At 71.9% G+C, this 18549-nt stretch carries 16 protein-coding genes; 8 read left to right on the top strand and 8 right to left on the bottom strand.

Going from position 1 to position 18549, the window contains the following annotated elements:
* Nucleotides 1–410 precede the first annotated feature (410 nt).
* The 6 genes from J2X68_RS14685 (at nucleotide 411) to J2X68_RS14660 (ending at nucleotide 5817) form a co-directional block, all read left to right on the top strand.
* The gene (locus J2X68_RS14685) at nucleotides 411–1580 is read left to right on the top strand and encodes an ATP-binding protein (protein ID WP_310432958.1); all 1170 of its coding nucleotides are present in this window, start codon (nucleotides 411–413) and stop codon (nucleotides 1578–1580) included.
* Nucleotides 1577–1978 (top strand): roadblock/LC7 domain-containing protein, encoded by a 402-nt coding sequence (locus tag J2X68_RS14680; RefSeq protein WP_020125671.1) that lies wholly within the window; start codon nucleotides 1577–1579, stop codon nucleotides 1976–1978. Before J2X68_RS14685 ends, J2X68_RS14680 begins: the two co-directional genes overlap by 4 nt.
* Nucleotides 1975–2352, top strand: a complete 378-nt coding sequence (locus J2X68_RS14675; protein WP_020125672.1) for a DUF742 domain-containing protein — start codon at nucleotides 1975–1977, stop codon at nucleotides 2350–2352. Before J2X68_RS14680 ends, J2X68_RS14675 begins: the two co-directional genes overlap by 4 nt.
* Nucleotides 2327–2920, top strand: a complete 594-nt coding sequence (locus J2X68_RS14670; RefSeq protein WP_310432957.1) for an ATP/GTP-binding protein — start codon at nucleotides 2327–2329, stop codon at nucleotides 2918–2920. The genes J2X68_RS14675 and J2X68_RS14670 overlap by 26 nt, the downstream gene beginning before the upstream one ends.
* An 8-nt stretch (nucleotides 2921–2928) precedes the next feature.
* Nucleotides 2929–4272 (top strand): cytochrome P450, encoded by a 1344-nt coding sequence (locus J2X68_RS14665; RefSeq protein WP_310432956.1) that lies wholly within the window; start codon nucleotides 2929–2931, stop codon nucleotides 4270–4272.
* A gap of 291 nt (nucleotides 4273–4563) precedes the next feature.
* Nucleotides 4564–5817, top strand: a complete 1254-nt coding sequence (locus tag J2X68_RS14660; protein WP_310432955.1) for a tryptophan dimethylallyltransferase family protein — start codon at nucleotides 4564–4566, stop codon at nucleotides 5815–5817.
* A 283-nt stretch (nucleotides 5818–6100) separates the two neighbouring features.
* On the opposite strand, the gene J2X68_RS14655 is transcribed toward J2X68_RS14660, so the two are convergent.
* The 8 genes from J2X68_RS14655 to J2X68_RS14620 form a co-directional block, all read right to left on the bottom strand.
* A complete protein-coding gene (locus J2X68_RS14655; RefSeq protein ID WP_310433086.1) occupies nucleotides 6101–7387 on the bottom strand; it encodes an NAD(P)-binding domain-containing protein in 1287 nt (428 codons plus the stop codon).
* A gap of 186 nt (nucleotides 7388–7573) precedes the next feature.
* Nucleotides 7574–8221 (bottom strand): GntR family transcriptional regulator, encoded by a 648-nt coding sequence (locus J2X68_RS14650; RefSeq protein ID WP_310432954.1) that lies wholly within the window; start codon nucleotides 8219–8221, stop codon nucleotides 7574–7576.
* A gap of 469 nt (nucleotides 8222–8690) precedes the next feature.
* A complete protein-coding gene (locus J2X68_RS14645; protein WP_310432953.1) occupies nucleotides 8691–9692 on the bottom strand; it encodes a proline racemase family protein in 1002 nt (333 codons plus the stop codon).
* A 60-nt stretch (nucleotides 9693–9752) separates the two neighbouring features.
* Nucleotides 9753–10679, bottom strand: a complete 927-nt coding sequence (locus J2X68_RS14640) for a dihydrodipicolinate synthase family protein (protein ID WP_310432952.1) — start codon at nucleotides 10677–10679, stop codon at nucleotides 9753–9755.
* Nucleotides 10680–10713: 34 nt separating this feature from the next.
* A complete protein-coding gene (locus J2X68_RS14635; RefSeq protein WP_310432951.1) occupies nucleotides 10714–12174 on the bottom strand; it encodes an NAD(P)/FAD-dependent oxidoreductase in 1461 nt (486 codons plus the stop codon).
* Nucleotides 12167–12562, bottom strand: coding sequence for a (2Fe-2S)-binding protein (locus tag J2X68_RS14630; RefSeq protein WP_310432950.1), 396 nt, complete (start codon nucleotides 12560–12562; stop codon nucleotides 12167–12169). The genes J2X68_RS14635 and J2X68_RS14630 overlap by 8 nt, the downstream gene beginning before the upstream one ends.
* Nucleotides 12550–13731 (bottom strand): FAD-binding oxidoreductase, encoded by a 1182-nt coding sequence (locus J2X68_RS14625; RefSeq protein WP_310432949.1) that lies wholly within the window; start codon nucleotides 13729–13731, stop codon nucleotides 12550–12552. The genes J2X68_RS14630 and J2X68_RS14625 overlap by 13 nt, the downstream gene beginning before the upstream one ends.
* Nucleotides 13732–13870: 139 nt before the next feature.
* On the bottom strand, nucleotides 13871–14674 hold the full coding sequence (locus J2X68_RS14620) for a hypothetical protein (RefSeq protein ID WP_310433085.1): 804 nt from the start codon (nucleotides 14672–14674) through the stop codon (nucleotides 13871–13873).
* Between the two features lie 464 nt (nucleotides 14675–15138).
* On the opposite strand from J2X68_RS14620, the gene J2X68_RS14615 reads away from it, so the two are divergent.
* Both J2X68_RS14615 and J2X68_RS14610 read left to right on the top strand, forming a co-directional pair.
* On the top strand, nucleotides 15139–15843 hold the full coding sequence (locus J2X68_RS14615) for a DNA polymerase beta superfamily protein (protein WP_310432948.1): 705 nt from the start codon (nucleotides 15139–15141) through the stop codon (nucleotides 15841–15843).
* A gap of 439 nt (nucleotides 15844–16282) precedes the next feature.
* Complete coding sequence (locus J2X68_RS14610) at nucleotides 16283–18541, top strand: elongation factor G (RefSeq protein ID WP_310432947.1); 2259 nt, start codon at nucleotides 16283–16285, stop codon at nucleotides 18539–18541.
* Nucleotides 18542–18549: the final 8 nt, after the last annotated feature.

Here is an 18549-nt window from a genome sequence, read left to right as displayed (position 1 = left end):
ATCTCGCTCGGTGAACGGTCAATTACCCGCACTCGGCGTCGCGCCGGATGCGGGTTTTGTTGTTTCCGTATCCCTTGCCTCCGGAATGTCGCGGAAGCCCGTTTATCGGTTGTCCTGCCTCGCTGTGTGCCGGCCCGCTCGTGGGGCCACTTCCCGGCCACTCCGCCGTTGCTCCCAGGTGTCGCTGACGATCCGTCAATGTTCACCTCGGTCCGCATATTGACGGTCTGTGACTCCATCTTGTGGTGATACGATCACGCTCGCTTGTAGAGCGGGCGGATGGGTGCAAGACGACATCTCCGACTACGGGGACAGTCCGGGCGGTCACCCCGTCGATGCGGGCGGTCCGCCGGTCCACCCGCATTGACGGGAATTCAGCAACTGGCCGTCAGTCGCCTGAAGAGAGTCTTATGACGCATTACATACAGAACCCGGTACTCTGGGCTCTCCTTGTGGCCGTACTCGTCGCAGTCGCCCTCATCGTTCGCCAGCGCAGGGCGGCGCGCGCCTTGCGGCAGGAGATCGCGGGGCTCAAGTCTCACTACTCCGCGTTGGAGAACGAGTACGCGCAATCCGTCGAGGCAGCTCAGGAACGAGCCGAAGAGGCTACGAAAACGGTCCTGAAGTCCGCGATGCGGACCCTTCAGGGCCTTGCCGCGGAACAGCAGTTGATTGTTTCCCGGCTGCAGACCAAATATGGCGAGTCGGTAATTCTCCAGGACCTCCTGGAGATCGACCACACGAACTCGCAGTTCGGTCGGCGGGCCCAGTCCATCGCCGTTCTCTGCGACGGCTGGCTGGGACGCGCGCGTGATGTCGCGTCCGTGTACGACGTGGTACGCAGCGCGCAGGGCAGGGTTCGCCATTACCGGCGGGTCGAAATCCTCTCGCAGGTCGATTTCGGCATCACGAGCCGTGCGGTCGAACCGGTCGCGCTGGCCCTCGCCGAACTGCTCGACAACGCGACGAGCTATTCCAGCCCGGACACGGTCGTCGAAATCAACATCCGTACCGTGCCCAAGGGTATTTGCATCGTCGTCGACGACGCCGGTGTCGGTATGAACGACGAAGAGCGCGCCCGTGCCGACAAACTGCTGTCGAGCCAGCGCGTCTCGGGTGTTTCCGCGCTGGGCAACCCGCCGCAGTTCGGATTCGCGGTGATCGGCGTGCTCAGCGAGCGCTTCGGCTTCGAGGTGTCGGTGGACTCCACCTCTCCCTACGGAGGCGTCCGGGCGGTGCTCCTCCTGCCGCACGACCTGCTCACCAACGCGCCCGAGCAGAAGGAACCGGCTCCGGTCGTTCCCACCGTCGCCGCCCCGGCCCGCGGCGGCCCGGAAGGCGGGCTTTCCACCGGCACCACCACCGCCGACGGCCTGCCGAAGCGGCGTCGCAAGCGGCCCATGGCCATCGTGCCCGGCAGCGCGTCCGCGTCCACTCCCGCCCGCTCGGGCGCCGAGACGGCGGCGATCATGGGCGCCTTCCAGCGGGGCACCCAGTCGGGCCGGGCCACGCCTGCGAGTCCCGTGGAAAAGTCGAGCAGCACCCGTGGTGCTGGCAGCGAAGGGCATGAGGTCTCGTGAACGACGATCTGTCATGGATGCTTGACAGTGCCTTGGAGATACCTGGGGCCCTGCATGCAGTCCTCATCTCCGCGGACGGCCTGTTGATGGCACGGACGCAGGACTTCGACAAGGACGACGCGGACCGGGTGGCCGCCGCGATGAGCGGGGTGCAGTCGCTGAGCCGCTCGCTCGCGTTCTTCTGCGAGGACCCGCAGATGGGGTGGCGGCAGACGCTGGTCGAGTTCGACGGGGGCTGGGTCTTTCTGATCTCCGCCGGTGAAGGCGCCTATCTGGGTGTCTCCGCCTCGCCGGACGTCGACATGGCGGACATCACCTTCCGGATGCAGCAGCTCGTCGGGCAGCTCGGCAAGGCGCTGACGACACCGCCGCGCGAGAACCTCGGCGCGCGGTCATGAACGGCTTCGACGAACTGGAGCCGCAGACGCCGGAGTTAGTGCGTCCGTACGTCATTACCAAGGGGCGCGGGCTGCCCGACGAGGGGCAGCTCTCCCTCATCACCCTGGTCACGGCCGCCGCCGATCACGAGCAGCGGCCGACGCGCCTGTCCCCCGAGGAACAGAACCTGCTGGACCTGTGCTCGGCCGGCTACCTCTCGGTCGCCGAGATCGCCGGGCACACCCAACTGCCCCTGGGCGTGGTGAAGATCCTCCTCGCCGCCCTCACCGAAGGCGGCTACCTCATCACGCGCCCGCCGGTCCAGCGGGCTCCCCTCGCCGACCGGGACATCCTGGAGGAGGTGCTGAATGGTCTCAGGGCCAAGTTTGGATGAGCAGGCCTACGTCCGTGACGGGGCGACGCAGACGGCGGTGAAGATCCTCGTCGTGGGTCACTTCGCGGTCGGCAAGACCACGTTCATCGGGGCGATCTCCGAGATCGAGCCGCTGACCACCGAGGAGACGATGACGCGGGCAGCCGAGTCGGTCGACGACCTCAAAGGAGTCCAGGGCAAGACCACGACCACGGTCGCCATGGACTTCGGCCGTCTGACCATCAGCGACCGTGTCGTGCTGTACCTGTTCGGAACGCCGGGTCAGCAGCGTTTCGTGCAGATGTGGGAGGACATGGCGCGTGGCGCGCTCGGCGCGCTGGTGCTCGTGGACCCCGAGCGGCTCGCGGACTCCTTCGCGGTGATCGACCTCATCGAGCAGTACGGACTCGACTACGCCATCGCCGTCAACCACTTCGACGGCACCCCCCTGCGGGACGAGACGGCGCTGCGCGACGCCCTGGATCTCCTCGACGACACCCCCGTCGTCACCTGCGACGCGCGGGACGAGCGGTCGTCGGCCGAAGCGCTGATCACCCTCGTCCGCCATCTCCAGGACCGTGCACACTAGGAGCAGACATGGACCAACCCACCGCACCCGTGCCCCCGCCCGGGTGCCCGGCGCATCAGGCCGGCGGCCGAGTGCCCCTGCACGGCATGGAGTTCGCCGCCGACCCGCAGGCCTACTACACCTACCTGCGTCACTTCGGGCCGACCGCGCCGGTCGAACTCGCTCCGGGAGTCGAGGCCACCCTCATCACGGACTACGCCTTCGCCCTGCAACTGCTGCAGGACTCCGGCGCGTTCCGCAAGGACGCGCGCCGCTGGCGTGACCTCAACGAAGGCCGGGTCTCCCCGGACAGCCCGGTCGTGCCCCTGCTGTCGTACCGGCCCAACGCCATGTTCACCGACGGCGCGGACCACCTGAGGCTGCGTCAGGCGATCACCGACAGCATGGCGCGCGTCGACTCCCGCAAGCTCAGCCGGACCACCGAGCAGGTCTCCAACTACCTTCTCTCCCAGTTCGGTTCGCGGGGCTCGGCCGATCTGCTCGGCGACTACGCCAAGCAGCTGCCGCTCTTCGTGTTCAACGAGCTCTTCGGCTGCACCGCCGACATCGGCGACCGTGTCGTGTTCGGCATCACCGGCATGTTCGACGGCGTGAACGCCGAGCAGGCGGTCGGCGTGATGTTCGGCGCCATCGGCGAACTGGTCGCCCTCAAGCGCGCGAAGCCGGGCGACGACGTCCCCTCGTGGCTGATGGAACACCAGGCCAAGCTCACCGACGAGGAACTGGTCCACCAGATCGCCCTTCTGCTGGTGGCGGGCAACGAGCCGCTGCGCAACCTGATAGGCAACACCCTGCACCGGCTGCTCACCCACGACGCGTACGCCCACCAGGGCGGTCTGATCGACGAGGCGATCGACGACACGCTGTGGGAGAACCCGCCCATGCAGAACCTCGCGCCGCACTACCCGGCCTCCGACATGGAGTTCGCCGGTCAGAAGCTCCATGCCGGTGACCTGGTCCTGGTCAGCTTCGCCGCGGCCAACACCGGTCCGGCGCTGACGGCGGCCCGCAAGGCGGGCAGCAACCGCGCCCATCTGGCGTGGAGCGCGGGCCCGCACGCCTGCCCGTCCAAGGAGCCGGCCCGGCAGATCACCGTGACGGCCATCGAGAACCTGCTCAACAAGCTTCCGGACGTCGAGCTCGCCGTACCGTCGGAGAGCCTGACCTGGCGACCGGGCCCCTTCAACCGGGGTCTCACCGCGCTGCCCGCCAAGTTCACCCCGGTGCGGATCGTGCAGAGGCCCGCCCCGGCGCATCCTGAAGCCCCCACGCGTCAGCAGCCGACCCCGACGGGTGGCAGGGGTGAACGCGGAGGCGTATGGAGCCAGTTCCTCAACTGGCTGACGAGGTGATTCACACAACACCCGTCAACTCCACACCACTGCATGACGATTCAACCTCAGGGGTAGTGAGGAACGCGGCATTCCGTGTTGCTCACACATCAGAGGAGGTGTCGTGGACCACATATCCACCGACGCCGTTTTCATACAACATCCGCCCGTCGTGCACCCCCTGATACCCGCCTCCCCCGGCGGGTATCTTCTTGCCCGCATCGTTCCCGCGGGAGAGCCCCGATGACCGCCGCCGGTCACGAGCTTCGGGGTGCCCCGCATGCCGCGCGCCCGGGGACGCTCGGTGGCCACGTGGCACATCAGCTGCTGAGCCTGGGTGAGATCGCGGGGTTGCCCGGGGACGACTCCGAGTTCTACGCGCGCACACTCCTCGAGGCCCTGGGCGACGTCGCCCAGCGGCCCCTGGACCTGCCGCCGCCCAGCCACAGCTTCCTGTCCGACGACCACACCCCGGTGGAGTTCTCCCTCTCCTGCGAACCGGGCGCGGCGCCGACCCTGCGGGTGCTGCTGGAGCCCGGATCCGGCACCGGTGACCTGGGCGAAGGCGGCCGCACCGGCCTGCGGGTGCTGCGCGGGATGGGGAAGCGCTGGGGCTTCACCACCGACCGGCTCGACGATCTCGCGGATCTCTTCTTCCCGTCCTCACCCGCGGGCCCCCTGGCGCTGTGGTGCGCGCTGGAACTCCGTCCCGGTGGAGTCCCCAAGGTCAAGGCCTATCTGAACCCCGCGGCCTCCGGGGAGAGACGTGCCGCGAAAACCGTACGGAAAGCCCTGAAACGACTCGGCTACCGGGAGGCGTTCGACGCGCTGCCCGAAGGCGACCGTCACCTGTTCTTCGCCCTGGACCTTGGGGACTGGGCGGAGCCACGGGTCAAGGTCTACCTCGCGCACCACGACCTGTCGGCCGCGCGGGCGAGCACGCTGTCCCGCATGGACGGCGGCCCGGGCCGCGCGGAGATCGAGGAGTTCTTCCGCATCGTGACCGGGCCCGGCCCCGATGCCGGCACCGATGCCGAAGGGGTCGGCGTCGGAGGAGGCGCGGGCGGCGGCGCCGGAGCGGGGAAGGGGGCCGGGGGAGGAGGGGAACCGCGGCTCGCGCGCCGCCCCGTCCAGAGCTGCCACGCCTTCACCGACCCGGGCAGCGGTGAGCCGAGCGGATTCACCCTCTACATCCCGGTGCGGGACTACGCCCGGCACGACGGCGAGGCCCTGGACCGGGCGAAGTCGCTGCTCGGCCACCACGGCATCGACCCGGCACCGGTGCTGCGCGCCTCGGCCGCCGTCACGCTGCGGCGGCCCGAGGACGGTGTGGGACTGGTCGCCTATCTCGGCCTGGCCCATCAGCGGGGCCGTCCGCCGCGGGTCATGACCTATCTCTCCTCGGAGGCGTACGAGGTCCGCCCGCCGGCGGTGGCACCTCCTGCCGACCCGCTGCCCACCGCACCCCTGCCCGCCGTCACTCTCTCCGCCGAGGCTGTGACCGAACGGCGGTCGCCGCGGGCTCGGCGGATCGGTACCGCCCACGGGTCCCCGGGAACCCCGTAGAACGGCATCTGTCGAACAGCGCCCGCTGAACCTCGGCCCGTGGAACAGCACCCGCTGAACTAACGGCCCCGTGGCACAGCGGCCCCCGCGGAATCGGCGGTACGACAGCACTCCGGAACACCGCCCCGGAACACCACCTCGGGGGGAGCCGTACGCCGACGTCGTCGAACCGCTCCCCTCGCCCCACGAGCAGTACCCACGTGAGCCGCCCAGACCGCCCGGGCGGCCTCTCGGCGCACCGCACGGGATCCGGTGCCCGGCCGCCGGCGTCGCCGACCGGGCGTCACTCGTTGCGCAGCTCCTCCAGGTAAGGCGCCACGTCGACCTGGATCGACGCACCCTGCGACCGGCCGTACTGGCCGGCGATGCCGCCCAGATAGGCGGCGATCTCCTTGCGCATGACATCCGGCTCCGGCAGGACCGCCTTGCCGGCCACGAGCCGGGCGACCCAGCGTGCCTGGGCCTCCACGAGACGGGTGACCGAGCCGTGCGGGCGGACCAGGCCGATGAAGTGCAGACCGGGGTGGTCGGGCGCGACCACCCGCTTGTACAGCTCCACCGAGCCCTGCGGGCCGATCGGGCAGCCCGGCGGCAGGAAGGGATGCGCCATCCGGTACCCGGTGCAGTGGACGATCGCGTCGGCGGGCACGGACGTGCCGTCGGTGAAGACCACCCGGCCCTCGTCGACGAAGTCGATCGCGGGCTTGGGGACGACCCCGCCGTGGCGTATCCGGCTGAGGATCTCGTCGGAGATGGTCACGGCCGAGGCGAAGATCGGGTGGTCCGGCTCGGGCAGGCCGTAGTCCGAGAGCTTCCCGCGGGCGACGAGCAGGGACTGCTCGATGAACCGGCGCTGCTCCGCCAGGGACATGGCTGTCCACCACGGCGCCTCGGCGACATCGTCCAAGGGCATGCCGAAGAGCTGCTTGGGCAGGATGTGCAGGCCCCGTCGCACGGAGAGGACGGTCTGCGCGGCGTACCGGGAGAGGTCGGCGGCGATGTCCACCGCCGAGGCGCCGAGTCCCACGACCACGACACGCTGCCCCGCGTAATCGCTGCCGTCGCGGTAGTCCAGCGCGTGGAGAATCGTTCCTTTGAAGGTCTCGGAACCCGGTGGGGCAGGGGGCAGGACCGGCTCGGTGTTGTGCCCCGACGCGACGATCACATGGGTGAAGTCCCTTGTCGTGCACGTGCCTTGCGCATCCCGGCTGACGACCGTCCAGGAGCCGTCGGGCGCCCGGCGCACCGACTCGACGGTCGTCTCCAGCTCGATGTGGTCCAGCAGGCCGGCCCACTCGGCGAACGAGCGCAGATAGTCCGCGAGTTGGCTGTGCCGCGGATAGACGGGATATTCGGCCGGCATCGGACGGGCGGCGTAACCGGTCAGCTGCTTGTTGGTGTTGAGGTGGAGCGACAGGTAGCCCGGACCGCGTTCACCGGCCCCCGGCTGCCGCCAGAGCCCGCCGACGTCGGACGCCTTCTCGAGGCAGACGAAGTCGAGGCCCTCGGACTTCAGGGCGTGTGCCGCGGCCAGCCCGGACAGACCCGCACCGATCAGACACAGGCTCACACGTTCCCCCACGGAATCGACACCATCCTTTCGCACGGGCAAGTAGATGCCCGTTCGGTACTCCCTCCACGCGCCGCACACCAGCGACAAGGATCACAGGCGTGATCCCGGGGCAGAGGTGGCGCGAGGAGAGGGGACGGGTAGAGGGGAGGTCGTGGGGCGAGCCGCCCACTCCGGGGCGAGTCGCTACTCGCGAGCCGAGGCCCACAGTCCCCGCACGTGCCCCAGATGGCGCGTCATGACCGCCCGCACGGCCCGCTCGTCGCGGGACAGCAGGGCGTCCAGCAACTCCAGGTGCTCGTCCGCGGAGGCCAGCAGACGGCCCGAGGCGGACAGCGCGGTCAGACCGTACAGACGTGCCCGGCCGCGCAGTTCGCGGACGACCTCGACGAGATGGGCGTTGCCCGCCAGCGCGAGCAGGCCCAGGTGGAAGCGGGTGTCGGCCTCGACGTACGCGATGAGGTCGCCCGCCACCGCCGCGGCGACGATCTCCCGGGCGGCCGGCCGCAACGCCTCCAGGGACACCGGGTCGGCGGTCGTCGCCAGCGCCACCACCGTGGGGATCTCGATGAGGGCGCGGACGTGCGTGTACTCGTCCAACTGCCGGTCGGAGACCTCGGTGACCCGGAACCCCTTGTTCGGGACGGCGTCGACCAGGCCCTCCTTCGCCAGGTCGAGCATCGCCTCGCGTACGGGTGTCGCCGAGACGCCGAATCGGGCGGCCAGGGCGGGCGCCGAGTACACCTCGCCGGGCAGCAGCTCACCCGCGATCAGCGCGGCCCGCAGGGCATCGGCGACCCGCTCGCGGTAGCTGCTCCGCCGACCGCCGAGCACGGGGAGCGCGGGCGCGGACGGGGGAGCCGCATCCTGTGCCGCATGCGTCGCTCGGGGCGCTGCCGCTGCCGCTGCCGCTGCCGCCTCCGCTGCTGGTGATGGTGCTGATACCTGTGCGGCGGGGGTGCTGCGTGCGCCTGGTGCGCCGGACGTGCTGGATGCGGAGGATGCGGCGGGGGTCTGGCTGCTGGTGCGCCGGGCGGCGGCCATGGTGGGTCTCCTCGGTGCGGACGGTGCCATGTCACTCTGAACCAGTGCACTGTGCCATGTCACGTCTCACCCCGGCCGGCGACGACGACCGGGGCGAGACGCCGACGGCCACGACGTCGGTCCGTCCGTCGCGACGGCGCGGGAGCGCTGGTCTGCGGGCGGCGCTGGTCTGAGGGCGGCGCTGGCCTGCGGGCGGCGGTGGGAGGTGCGTCATGGTCCGGGACGTACGGCGGTGGTGGCAGGTCCGGCAGTGGTGGTGTCAGAGCACGAACCCCGCCGGGAACGGGTCCGTCGGGTCCAGAAGGTACTGGGCCGTACCCGTGATCCAGGCACGGCCGGTGAAGCTAGGCAGGACGGCCGGGCGGCCGGCGACCTCGGTCGTGCCGAGGAGCCGGCCCGTGAAGCGGGTGCCGATGAAGGACTCGTTGACGAACTCGGTGTGCAACGGCAGTTCGCCCCGCGCGTGCAGCTGCGCCATCCGGGCGCTCGTCCCCGTACCGCAGGGGGAGCGGTCGAACCAGCCGGGGTGGATGGCCATCGCGTGCCGGGAATGACGGGCGGTGGCGCCGGGTGCGTACAGGTGGACGTGGTGACACCCGCGGATGGAGGGGTCTTCGGGGTGCACGGGCTCCTGCTCGGCGTTGATCACCTCCATGAGTGACAGGCCGGCGCGCAGGATGTCGTCCTTGCGTGCGCGGTCGAAGGGCAGCCCGAACTCCTCCAGCGGCAGGATCGCGTAGAAGTTGCCGCCGTACGCCAGGTCGTACGTCACGGTACGGCCGTCGGGCAGCGTGGCCGTGCGGTCCAGGGCGACGGCGAAGGAGGGGACGTTGCGCAAGGTCACGGAGGTGGCCGCGCCGTCCTCGACCGCCACCTCGGCGACGACGGGCCCGGCCGGGGTGTCCAGGCGGATGGTGGTGACCGGTTCGACGACCTCGACCATGCCCGTCTCGACGAGCACCGTCGCCACCCCGATCGTGCCGTGCCCGCACATCGGCAGATAGCCCGAGACCTCGATGTAGACGACGCCCCAGTCACAGTCCGGTCGGGTGGACGGCTGGAGGATCGCGCCGCTCATGGCGGCGTGACCGCGCGGCTCGTTCATCAGCAACTGCTTGATGTCGTCGCGGTGTTCACGGAAGTGGAGCCGTCGTTCGTTCATCGTCGCGCCGGGAACGGTGCCGACCCCACCGGTGATCACCCGGGTGGGCATGCCCTCGGTGTGCGAGTCGACGGCGTGCAGGACGAGCTTGCTGCGCACGAAGGGTCCTCCTTGCTCGGGAAGTTGAGCCGCCGGCCTCGCGGACGAGTGGTTCCGCCGTCACGCCGAACCGGCCGCGACGGCCTTCTCGGTGGCCGCGCGGACGACCGCTTCCTGTTCCGGCAGCAGGGGGACCCGTGGCGGGCGGCAGCCGCCGCCGTGGCGTCCCACGACGTCCATCGAGAGCTTGATCGCCTGGACGAACTCCACCCGTGAGTCCCAGCGCAGCAGTGGGTGCAGCCGGCGGTAGAGGGGAAGCGCGGCGGTGAGATCACCGGCGACGGCGGCCCGGTACAGCTCCACGCACGATGTCGGCAGGGCGTTGGGGTAACCGGCCACCCAGCCCTTGGCGCCCGCCACCGCCAGCTCCAGCAGTACATCGTCAGCGCCGATCAACAAGTCTAGTTCCGGGGCGAGTTCGGCGATCCGGTAGGCGCGGCGGACGTCCCCCGAGAACTCCTTGACGCCGTGGATGTGGCCCTCGCCGTGCAGCCGGGCCAGCAGCTCGGGGACGAGGTCGACCTTGGTGTCGATCGGGTTGTTGTACGCCACGACCGGCAGACCCGCCGCGGCGACTTCCGCGTAGTGGGCCACGACGGCACGCTCGTCCGCGCGGTAGGCGTTGGGCGGGAGCAGCATCACGGCCGCGCAGCCCGCCCCGGCCGCCTGCTCGGTCCAACGCCGGGCCTCCGCCGAGCCGTACGCGGCGACGCCGGGCATCACGCGCTCACCGCCGATCGCGGCCACCGCGGTCTCCACCACCCGGGCGCGTTCCTCGGGGGTGAGCACCTGGTACTCGCCCAGGGAGCCGTTGGGCACGACGCCGTCGCAGCCGTTCGCCACGAGCCAGGCGCAGTGCTCGGCGTACCGGTCGTAGTCGACGGAGAGGTCCTCGCGGAGGGGGAGCGCGGTGGCGACGAGGACGCCACGCCAAGGTCGGCGCGGGGAGGCGCCGGGAGAAGGGGGAGAGGCGGGGGTGGTGGCCATGCGGTCGGGCCCTCCATTCGTGATGTGTGACATATCACTGCCGATCGCTGCCGTCGATGCCGTCGATGCCGTCAGTGGGGCCGATGGGGCCGATGGGGTCGAGGGGATCGGGCGGGGCGGCCAGTACGCCCAGAGGCACAGGACGGGCCAGCAGGCGTCGTGCCGGAGTGGGTGCGCAGCCCGCGACGCCGGCCACTCCGGGTTCGCACACGCGGCCCTGGCACCAGCCCATCCCGGCCCGGGTCAGCAGTTTCACGGTGCGCAGGTCACCCGCGCCGAGTGCGCCGACGGCCTCGCGGACCGCACCGGCGGTGACCTCCTCGCAGCGGCACACGACCGTCTCGTCCGTGACCTGTTCCGTCCACCGGACGGGCCGGGCGGCGTACGCGGCGTCCAGTGCCGCGAAGGACGACCGCAGCCGGGTGCGGGCGCGCGCGGCGGGGGCCCATTCCCGCGGGTCGGGCACCGCGCCCGTCAGCCTGGCGGCCGCCGACCGTCCGGCGATGTGCCCCTCGGCCAGCGACAGCGCCGAGCCGCCGGTCCCCGTGGTCTCCCCGGCGGCCCAGACGCCGGGGACGTCGGTGCGCTGCTCGTCGTCGACGCGCACGCCCGGTCCGTCGAGGCGGCAGCCGAGTCCGTCCGCGAGATCGGTGTGCGGCAGCAGGCCGTGCCCCACGGCGAGGGTGTCGCAGACGACGCTTCGCTGCGTGCCGGGCCTCGGCCTGCCCGCGGAGTCCAGTGCGGCGACGGTGACGGACTCCAGACGCTCGGCGCCGTGTGCCTCCAGAACGGCGTGACGGGCCATCACCGACACACGATGACGCAGGAGTCGGCCTGTATGGGCGGCGCCCTCGGCGAGCTTCGCGGGGGTGCCGGACCAGGTCCGCGCCAGGCGCGCGAAGTCCCTCGGGCCGGCCGACTCCACCAGGGCGACGACCCGGGCGCCCGCGGTGGCGAGGCCGGTGGCCACGGGAAGCAGCAGAGGTCCCGTGCCGGCCACGACCGCGGCACGGCCGGGCAGGACGAGCCCGCCCTTCAGCAGCGCCTGGGCGCCTCCCGCCGTGACCACGCCGGGCAGTGTCCAGCCCGGGAACGGCAGGACCTTCTCGTAGCCGCCGGTCGCCAGCACCACCCCGTCGGCGCGGACCGTGACGGACTCCTCCTGCTCCGGACCGGTCAGCGCGTGCACGAGGAAGCCTCCGGATCCGGTTTCCACGCACCACACATGACGATCGCTCAGGTGCGTGATCCGTCCGGTGGCGAGGTGGGCGTCGAGACCGGCACGCAGCCGCTCCCAGGTGCGCCACCGGTGATGGAGGGCGCGGGGGCGCAGCGCGCCGAGTCCTGGAGCGGGCTGCCGGTAGAACTGCCCGCCCGCCTCGGCGGCGGAGTCGATCAGGGCCACCCGCACGTCCCGCTCAGCGGCCGCCAGGGCGGCGGCGACGCCGGCGGGTCCCGCGCCGATCACCGCCAGCACCGGGCGACGCTCAGTCATCACGGCCCGCTGCCTCCTCGTGACCCGATTCCTCGTGACCCGATTCCTCGCTGCCCGCTGCTTCCTCGTGAGCCGATTCCCCGCTGCCCGCGTCCTCGTGCCCCGTCCCCACCTGCGTACGGACGTCCGCGCCCGGCACGGCCGTCACCAGGCAGGCCCGTCGGCCGGGGCGGCCGTCGACGGTCACCAGGCAGTCGAAGCACACGCCGATCCCGCAGAAGACCCCGCGCGCCCGCCCCTCGCCCCGCGTGGTGCGCCAGGCCGTGACGCCGGACGCCCACAGTGCGGCGGCGATCGTCTGACCGGGCAACGCCTGGATCGCCCTGCCGTCGAAGTGCACGGTGAACGGGGCGCCGGGGCGGGCCCGGGTCAGCTTCAGGGGGTCCATGGCGCGGCCTCCTCGGGGAAGCGGTCGGGGCGGTCGAAGCGGTCGGGGCGGAACGGTGTCAGGTCCAGCTCCGGGTGTCGGCCGGTGAGTGTCTGCGCGATCAGGTGGCCGGTGCCGGTCGCGAGGCCGATGCCCGCGCCCTCGTGTCCGCAGGCGTGGAACAGCCCGGGCACGCGTGGGTCGGGCCCGACGGCGGGCAGGTGGTCGGGCAGGTAGGGGCGGAAACCGAGGTAGGCGCGCATCGCCCGTACATGCTCCAGGAACGGGAACAGGCGTGTCGCGCCCGCCGCGAGAGCGCGGACGACGGGCAGGGCGAACGACCGGTCGAATCCCACCCGTTCGCGGCTCGCGCCGATGAGCACGGGCCCGGCGGCGGTCCCCTCGACGACCGGTGAGGTCTGCAGGGCGGCCGAGTCGCTCGCCACGTCGGCCACGTAGTCGGCCGCGTACACCTTGTGCCGCACCCGGCGCGGCAGCGGCTCGGTGACCAGGACGAAGCCCCGGCGGGGGAGCACGGGCAGCCGGACCCCCGCCCGTGCGGCGACCTCGGCCCCCCAGGTCCCGGCCGCGTTCACCACGGCCGGCGCCAGGATGTCCCCCCGGTCGGTCCGTACGCCCCGTACGGCGCCCGCGGGCTCGCGCAGGATCCGTGTCACCGTGCGACCCGTCTCCAGGCGCGCACCCGACGCCCGTACGAGGTGGGCCGCGGCGAGGGTCGGCATCACCTGGGCGTCCTGGGGGTACAGCACCCCGCCCGCCAGGCCGGGTGCCAAGTACGGTTCCAGTTCCTGGAGTTGATCTGCCCGGATGTTGCTTGCCTTCACCCCGGCCGCGCGCTGCCCGGCCGCCAGGTCCGTCAGGGCGGCGAGCGACTCCGGCGTGGAGGCGGCGACGAGGCCGCCCTTGGGCTCGTACTCGACGGCCGCGCCCAGTTCTTGGGCCAGCTCACCCCACAAGCGGGCCGACAGCAGGGCCAGTCGGAGCTCGGGGCCGGGCTCCTTGTCGGACACGAGGAGGTTGCCCTCTCCCGCCCCGGTCGTGCCGCCGGCCACCGGACCCCGGTCGACCAGGATCACGTCCAGTCCGCAACGGGCCGCGTACAGCGCGCAGGCGGCGCCCACCATGCCGGCGCCGACGACCACGACGTCACCACTCGGTCGCTTGGTCACGGCAGTAATATGTCACATGGTTCTGAGGTGAGGAAGAAGGCGGGATTGGGATCCGGCGAGACCCGGCCGGAGCGGGGTGGCGCTCGGCCGGACCGGCGTGCTCGGTCGAACTCGCTCGGCTCCGGCCGGACCGGCGTGCTCAGTCGAACTCGCTCGGCTCGGACGCCGGGGTCCGCCCCTCCTGTACGTCCTTGAGCCGGGTGGTGCCGTGGGTGACGGCGGCCTCGGTGCTGTCGTGGTCCGCTCCGTCGGTGCCGCCGTTGGTGACCGTGATCGCGTCGTCCCCGACCCGTACGACGGCTACGTCCATGGTGAGGGTGACCGGGGTCCCGCCGGAGGGGCCCGCCACGGTCACGGTGAGGCCCTGCCGCGTGTCGCCCGCCTTGGGCAGGGAGGCCGTGACGACCTGAACGGTGCGGGTGGAGCCGTCGGAGCCGACCGCGTTGAACTGGTCGCACGCGGTCGGCAGCGTCTTGAGCCAGTCGAACGACTGGTCAAGGCTGGCCGGCTTGTAGGCGGCGACCTGGTAGAGCAGCCGGGACTCGCCCTCGGTGAAGCCGGTGAGAGCCGACGGGCCGGGCGGGGCGCCCAGGAGGTCTTCGTCGTAGAGCCCGTCGAGCAGTCGCTGGCAGTCGGCGGCCTGCGTCTTGCCGGTGAGGAACTGGGCGGCGTCCACCGTGCCGATGAGCATCCGGTCGCGCCAGCTGGCCGCCGTCTTCACCTGCGTCCAGTTGTCCTCGAGGTCGCCCGCTGTGATCAGCGCCGTCTGCGCGCCGGCCGAGGTGAGCGGGGTGACCGTGGGGGACGCGGAGGCGGTCCCTTGTCCGGCGGACGGGGTCGCGGAGGCCGTGGTGCTGCTGTCGGCCGACGCGCTGTCGTCCCCGTCGTCGGAGCAGGCCGCGGTCGCGAGCAGCGTTCCGACGGCCAGGGCGACGGCCAGCACCCGCGTCGGACGGCCGGGACGCGTCGGACCGGCCGGACCGGGCGGCCCGGCGGGACGCGGCGGGGTGGACGGGCGGGACGACAGGCGAGGGCTGGTCACGGATACCTCCTGAGGACGGTTCGGGGACGGGGCGGGGCGGGGCCGGTCCCCGCGTGGGCGCGCGCCCCGGGCGGGTTCCCGAGGGTTTCCTCTCGTCGACCTGGGTGCTTCCCGGGCACCCTGTGGGCTCGTGCGGTGCTGGCTCTGCCCCTACACGGCACCACCGGCCGGGCCGCTCTACCAGCGCACTGATCCGTACGGGTGAAGCGGCGGGCGGGGCGGGGCGGAGGGCCGGGACCGGGCGGAGCGGACCGCACGCCCTGGAAAATGCGCGGTGGGCCGGGCCGGAGCCGGGGCATCATGGCGGTCCTGCCGCCCGGCCACGGGGGCAGGTGATCACCATCGGGGAACGACCGGGGGCACCTGTGACCGTCACCAACATCCTGCTGTCCGGAATCGTCGGCTCGACCGCCTACGGGCTCGCCCACGAGGGCTCCGACGTGGACCGCCTCGGCATGTTCGCCGCCCCCACCGAGGACCTGCACGGCCTGCACCAGCCGAAGGAGTCGCACGTCAGCACGGCACCCGACCGCACCCTGCACGAGGCCGCGAAGTGGTGCCGGCTCGCCCTCGGCGGCAACCCGACGGTGATGGAACTCGTCTGGCTGCCGGACGAGCTGTACGAGGTGCGCTCCCCGCTCGGCGAGGAACTCATAGGCCTCCGGGGGACCTTGCTGAGCGCACGCCGGGTCAAGGACGCCTATCTGGGCTACGCCACGCAGCAGTTCCGGAAGCTGCAGAGCCGCAGCGAGGGCCCGCACGCCGCCGAGACCCGCAGACGCAGCGCCAAGCACGCCCGTCACCTCAAGCGGCTGTGCACCCAGGGCTTCGAGCTGTACGCCACCGGGCGGTTGACGATCCGGGTCGACGATCCCGAGAGCTACCACGCGTTCGGCGAGCGGGTCGCGGCCGATCCCGCGGCCGCGCTGCCGTTGCTGCGCGGTTTCGAGGAGGCGTTCGCCGAGACGCGCAGCGTGCTGCCGGAACAGCCCGACGAGACGGCCGCCGACGCGTGGCTGCGCCGGGTGCGGAGGCGGTTCTACCCGGCTGCGCGGGCCACGGCACTCTGATCGACGGGGCGTGCTCCCGGCACCCCCCGTCGGTCGGACGGGGGTGGAGCGGAGCCGGGAAGGCGGCGGAACGGCGCGACAAATCACGTGCGGAGAGGGCCCGTTCGCCCCTACACTCGCCAGCACCGAGCGCGGCCCACGACACGGGCGGCGCGGTACCGAGACGAACGAGGGGAGCCCGGCCATGCGTGACCACACCGCTGTCGTCGCTCCCCGCTCCCGCTACGAGGTGATCCTCGTGTCTTCGTCTGTCCGGTGCTCGCTGCGCGGCCGGCACCGGATGTCCTGACGAGCGTCCGAGCACACCGATGTGCCGCTGACGTGCCGTTTCTGACGGCACGTCAGCGCGTTGGCGCATCGGCACGTCCACCCCGTGCCCCGCGTACGTCCGGAAATCGCGCTGCCCGTATCTCGGAAACACCCCGAAAGGCCAAGGGCCGTGCGCAACCACCTCGACCGTCCTCTCTCCGCCGTGCGCAACCTGGGCATCCTCGCCCACGTCGACGCAGGCAAGACCACCGTCACGGAGCGGATCCTGTATGCCACCGGGACCACGCACAAGCGCGGCGAGGTCCACGACGGCACGACCATCACCGACTTCGACCCCCAGGAGCGCGACCGCGGGATCACCATCTTCGCCGCGGCCGTCAGCTGCGACTGGGACGGTCACCGCATCAACCTGATCGACACCCCCGGGCATGTCGACTTCGCCGACGAGGTGGAGCGGTCCCTGCGGGTGCTCGACGGAGCGGTGGCGGTGTTCGACGCGGTCGCGGGCGTGGAGCCGCAGAGCGAGTCCGTGTGGAGGCAGGCCGACCGGCACGGCGTACCGAGGATCGCGTTCGTCAACAAGCTCGACCGGGTGGGCGCCGACCTCGACGCCGCGGTGGCGTCGATCCGGGAACGGCTGCACCCCGTCCCGCTGGTCGTGCAACTGCCGATCGGCGCGGAGGACGGCTTCACCGGCGTCGTCGACCTGCTGCGCATGCGGGCGCTGACCTGGATCGACGGCGGCGAGGCAGCCGTCGAGGACGTCGTGCCGGAGGGCCTCCGCGACGAGGCGCTGCGCCGGCGCCGGCTGCTGGAGGAGGCCGTGGCGGAGCGGCACCCGGCCGCGCTGGAGGAGTTCTGCGACCGGGAGACGCTCTCGGCCGCGACCCTCTCCGGCGCCCTGCGCGAGCTCACCCGCGCGGGCGACGCGGTGGTCGTGCTGTGCGGTTCGGCCTACCGCAATCGCGGCATCGAACCGCTGCTCGACGCCGTCGTCGCGTATCTGCCGTCGCCGTCGGACGTGCCGCCGGTATGCGGTGTGCCTGGTGGCGCCGACGGTATGCGACATGCCGTGGGCGGTATGCGGGACGCGGTCGGCGGTATGCAATCTGCCGTCGGCGCGCCGCACGGTGACGGCGACGGTATGCGATATGCCGCCGACGGTAGGCACGCCACCGTCCACGGTCTGCACGAAACCACAGACCCGGCGCCCGCGACTGCCGACGGTATGCAGGACGCCGTAGGCGAACGACGACCCGCCGACCCCGCCGCACCGTTCGCGGCCCTCGCGTTCAAGGTCGCCGCCACCCCCACGGGACGGCTCACCTATCTGCGGGTGTACTCGGGCACGATCGAGAAAGGAGACGCGGTGTGGGAGTCCGGTACGCGGCGCGTCGAGCGGATCGGCCGGATCCTGCGGGTGCAGGCCGACCGGCATGCCCAGCTGGAACGCGCGGTCGCCGGGGACATCGTGGCCGTGATCGGGCTCAAGTCGGCCCGTGCGGGTTCGACGCTGAGCGCGCCGGGGGCCCCGGTCGTTCTCGAACCGCCCGGGGTCGCCGACCCGGTCGTCTCCGTGGCGGTCGAGGCGCGGGCGAGCACCGACGCCGACCGGCTGGTCTCGGCGCTCGCCCGGCTGGCCGAGGAGGACCCCTCGCTGGTCGTCCGGACCGACCCGGAGACCGGTCAGACGGTGCTGTCGGGCATGGGGGAACTGCACCTGGAGGTCGCGGTGGAGAAGATCCGGCGCAGCCTCGGTCTGGAGGTGAACGTGGGGCGTCCGAGGGTGACCTATCGCGAGACGGTCGCCCGCGGGGTCTCCGGCCTGGTCTTCCGGCATGTCAAACAGGACGGTGGGGCCGGGCAGTTCGCGCAGATCGTGCTCGACGTCGAGCCGGTCGGCGCGGCTGAGGCGGAAGGTGCCGCCGAAACCGGTTTCACGTTCCGTTCGACCGTCGTCGGCGGACGGGTGCCGCAGGAGTACGTCCGCGCGGTCGAGGCCGGCTGCCGGGACGCTCTCGCCGAGGGGCCGGTGGGCGGGCATCCGGTCACCGGGCTGCGGGTCACCCTGACCGACGGGGCGACCCATGTGAAGGACTCGTCCGAGACGGCCTTCCGCACGGCCGGCCGGCTCGGGCTGCGGGAAGCCCTGCGGGGCTGTGCGATGGTCGTGCTGGAGCCGGTCGTCGAGGTCACGGTGACCGTGCCCGAGGACGCCGTCGGCGGGGTGCTCGGCGATCTGGCGGCGCGGCGCGGGCGGGTCACCGACTCGGCCGTGCGCGGCGGTTCGGCGGTGGTCACCGCTACCGTGCCGCTGGCCGAACTGTTCGGCTACGCGACCCGGCTGCGCAGCCGGACCCAGGGCCGCGGCACCTTCACGGCCCGGCCGACGGGGTACGCCCCGGCCCCGGCGGCGACGACGCGGTAGGTCCACGC

This window comes from Streptomyces sp. 3330, from assembly GCF_031456635.1.
In the GTDB taxonomy this organism is placed as follows: domain Bacteria; phylum Actinomycetota; class Actinomycetes; order Streptomycetales; family Streptomycetaceae; genus Streptomyces.
The sequence above is the reverse complement of the archived record's forward strand: the minus strand, read 5'-3'. Positions and strand labels throughout refer to the sequence as shown.

Coding starts and splice junctions, on each gene's coding strand:
- J2X68_RS14685 (WP_310432958.1), top strand. CDS start 411: ATGACGCATTACATACAGAACCCGGTACTCTGGGCTCTCCTTGTGGCC.
- J2X68_RS14675 (WP_020125672.1), top strand. CDS start 1,975: ATGAACGGCTTCGACGAACTGGAGCCGCAGACGCCGGAGTTAGTGCGT.
- J2X68_RS14670 (WP_310432957.1), top strand. CDS start 2,327: ATGGTCTCAGGGCCAAGTTTGGATGAGCAGGCCTACGTCCGTGACGGG.
- J2X68_RS14665 (WP_310432956.1), top strand. CDS start 2,929: ATGGACCAACCCACCGCACCCGTGCCCCCGCCCGGGTGCCCGGCGCAT.
- J2X68_RS14640 (WP_310432952.1), bottom strand. CDS start 10,679: ATGGCCACCACCCCCGCCTCTCCCCCTTCTCCCGGCGCCTCCCCGCGC.
- J2X68_RS14635 (WP_310432951.1), bottom strand. CDS start 12,174: ATGACTGAGCGTCGCCCGGTGCTGGCGGTGATCGGCGCGGGACCCGCC.
- J2X68_RS14630 (WP_310432950.1), bottom strand. CDS start 12,562: ATGGACCCCCTGAAGCTGACCCGGGCCCGCCCCGGCGCCCCGTTCACC.